At 73.2% G+C, this 3,295-nt stretch carries 3 protein-coding genes; all 3 read right to left on the bottom strand.

What is annotated here, in order from left to right; genetic code table 11:
• The coding region (locus CCN56_RS37350) for a CoA-binding protein (protein ID WP_179200128.1) at positions 1-1,033 on the bottom strand (1,033 nt) is incomplete at its 3' end.
• Positions 1,030-2,361 carry a glutamyl-tRNA reductase gene (hemA, locus tag CCN56_RS37345; protein WP_086832150.1) on the bottom strand — a complete coding sequence of 444 codons (1,332 nt, stop codon included), beginning with the start codon at positions 2,359-2,361 and terminating at the stop codon, positions 1,030-1,032. The genes hemA and CCN56_RS37350, both read right to left, overlap by 4 nt.
• A 4-nt stretch (positions 2,362-2,365) precedes the next feature.
• Positions 2,366-3,295 (bottom strand): porphobilinogen synthase (hemB, locus tag CCN56_RS37340; RefSeq protein ID WP_256962373.1); only part of this gene is annotated, 930 nt, incomplete at its 5' end.

Here is a 3,295-nt window from a genome sequence, read left to right as displayed (position 1 = left end):
CGGGGACGATCTCGGCGAGCGTCTCCTTGCTGCGCGGCTCCAGTGCGCTGAGCTCCAGGCCGTGGGCCTCGACGGCGTCGGCGGCGAGGATGCCGGAGCCGCCGGAGGTGGTGACGACGGCGACGCGGTTCCCGGCGGGGCGCCGCTCGGACTCGAAGACCCGGGCCACGTCGAGGAGTTCGTCGATGTCGTCGACGCGGACGATGCCGAGACCGCGCAGGGCGGCGTCCAGGACCCGGTCGTCGGTGGCGAGGGCGCCGGTGTGCGAGGCGGCGGCGCGGCCGCCCGCCTCCGTACGGCCGGACTTGAGGAGGGCGACGGGCTTGCCGGAGCCGGCGAGTTCGCGGAGGGTCCCGATGTCCGGGGTGTCCTCCAGGTAGCCGAGGAGGCCGGTGACCTCGGGGACGGTGGCGAGTTCGCGGAGGACTTCGAGGGCGGTGACGTCGGCGTCGTTGCCGGTGGAGACCACCCAGCCGGGGCGCAGACCCCGCTCCAGGGCGAGGCTGGCGGCGCCGAAGCCGAGGGCGCCGCTCTGGCTGACGAAGGCGAGGGTGCCGGGCTCGAAGGGCACGGACTCGGCACCGAAGAGCGGGCTGAAGGTGGCGAGGACGCGGTTCTCGTAGCCGACGGCGCCGATGCAGTTGGGGCCGATGATCCGCAGGCCCCCGGCGCGGGCCTTGGCGACGACCTCCGCCTGGAGGCGGGCGCCGTCCTCGCCGGTCTCGGCGAAGCCGGAGGAGGCGATGACGGCGAGCTTGACGCCGGCTGCCACGCAGTCGTCGACGGCGCCGGGGACCCGCTCGGCGGAGACCATGATCAGGGCCAGGTCCACGGGGCCGGGGGCTTCCTTGACGCTGGGGTACGCGGGGACGCCGAGGATCTCCGGCGAGCGCGGGTTGACCGGCAGGATGCGGCCCTTGTAGCCGTACCGGAGGAGGTAGTCGAGCGGCTTGCGGCCCAGGGCGCCGGGGCGCTCGCTGGCCCCGATGACGGCGATGGATTCGGCTTCCCAGAGGGCCGAGATGTCACTCATGCGATGGCCTCGATCTTCTTCTCGTTCGGGTCGTTCGTGTCGCTGTCGTGGGGGGATTCCGCCGCGGCGAAGAGGCGGGTGAAGGCGGCGATGTGCCGGGCGCCGTCCGGGTCGGCCGCCAGCTCCCGCACGAGGACGGTGGGCTGGTGCAGGGCCTTGTCGACGATCCGGCGGACGCTGCGGTCGATCTCCTGCCGCGTCGCGCCGTCGAGTCCGTCGAGGCGGCGGGCGAGCCGGTCGAGTTCGGCCTCGGCGGCCTCGGTGGCGGCGGTGCGCAGGGCGGTGAGGACGGGCTTGGCTCCGGCGAGCCGGAGGCCGGTGCGGAACTGCTCGACCTCGGCGTCGATCAGCTCGTGGGCGGCCTGGACGCTGGCGGCGGAGATCTCGTCCTCCTGGCCCTCCTCCGCGATCCGGCGCAGGTCGACGAAGGTGACGCCAGGCAGTTCCGCCGCCGTGGGGGCGATGTTGTGCGGCAGGGACAGGTCGAGCAGGAACAGCTCGCGGCCGTCCCTGGCGGCGAGCGCCTCCTCGACGTGCCGGGCGGTGACGAGGTGGCCGGTGGCGGCGGTGGCGCCGACGACGACGTCGACCTCGGTGAGCAGCCGGGGCAGGTCCGTGAGGTCGTAGCCCGCTCCCCCGGTGGTCTCGGCGAGCCGCTGGGCCTTCTCCGGGGTGCGGTTGGCGACGTGGACCCGGTCGAGGCCGGAGCGGCGCAGTGCGGCGACGACGACGCCGGCGAAGGCTCCGGCGCCGATGACGAGGGCGGTCTTGCCGTGCAGGGAGCCGACCTCGCGCTCGAAGAAGCCGAGTCCGGCGGTGGCGAGGGAGCGGCCGGCCTCGTTGAGCCCGGTCTCGTTGCGGGCCCGCTTGCCGACGCGCAGGGCGGTCTGGACGGCCTTGGCGAGGACGCGGCCGGTGCGGTCGAGCCGCTGGGACCGTTCGAGGCCCAGTTTCACCTGGCCGAGGATCTGGTCCTCGCCGACCACGACCGATTCGAGTCCGGAGGCCACGGCGAAGAGGTGGCGTACGGCTCCGTCGGCGTGGTGGCTGTAGAGGTGCGGGGCGATCTCCTCGTGGTCGACGCCGGTGTGCTGGGCGAACAGCTCGCCGAGACCGTCGAGTTCGGGGGCGGAGGCACGGGTCTCGGCGTAGATCTCCAGGCGGTTGCAGGTGGAGACGACGACGGCGGCGTCGATGCCGTCGACGGAGGTCACGTCGGAGACGAGCTCCTCCGCGGGCCGGTCGGTGCCGGCGAGTCTCTCCAGGAGGTCGAGCGGGGCGCTGGCATGGCTGATGCCGAGGACCAGCACGGTGGAGGACGGGGTCACCGGGTCACCGGTCCAGGCTCTGGGCGAACTCGGAGGCCCAGTAGGTGATGATCTGGGTGGCGCCGGCGCGGTGGATGGAGGCGAGGCTCTCCCGGACGACCTGGTCGCGGTCGATCCAGCCCTTGGCGGCGGCCGCCTCGACCATGGAGTACTCGCCGGAGACCTGGTAGGCCGCGACGGGCACCTGCACGTGGTCGGCGATCAGCCGGACGATGTCGAGGTAGGCGAGGGCGGGCTTGACCATGACGAGGTCGGCGCCCTCGGCGACGTCGAGCGAGACCTCCAGGAGGGATTCGCGGATGTTGCCGGGGAACTGCTGGTAGCCCTTGCGGTCGCCGCGCAGGGTGGACTCGACGGCGTCGCGGAAGGGGCCGTAGAAGTGCGAGGCGTACTTGGCGGAGTAGCCGAGGATGGCGACGGACTGGTGTCCCGCCCGGTCGAGGGCCTCGCGGATGCGGCGTACCTGGCCGTCCATCATGCCGCTGGGGGCGACGATCTGGGCGCCGGCGTCGGCCTGGACGACGGCGGCCTGCGCGTACAGCTCGATGCTGGCGTCGTTGTCGACGTCGCCGTTGGCGTCGAGGACGCCGGTGTGGCCGTGGTCGGTGTACTCGTCGAGGTTGATGTCGCCGATGATCACGGTGGAGTCGCCGACCTCGGCGGTGACGTCGCGCAGGGCGACCTGGAGGATGCCGTCCGGGTCGACGGCGCCGGTGCCGGTGGGGTCCTTGTGCTCGGGGATCCCGAAGAGGATGAGCCCGCCGACCCCGTTGGCGACGGCCTCGGCGGCGGCCTTGCGGAGGGTGTCGCGGGTGTGCTGGAAGACGCCCGGCATGGAGGGGATCTCACGCGGTTCGGTGAGGCCCTCGCGGAGGAAGAGGGGCTGGACGAGGTTGGCGGGGCCGACGCGGGTCTCGGCGGCGAAGCGGCGCAG

It is taken from the genome of Streptomyces sp. NRRL B-24572 (assembly GCF_002156145.1).
In the GTDB taxonomy this organism is placed as follows: Bacteria; Actinomycetota; Actinomycetes; order Streptomycetales; family Streptomycetaceae; genus Streptomyces; species Streptomyces vietnamensis.
This window is presented reverse-complemented; position numbering and strand designations above follow the sequence as displayed.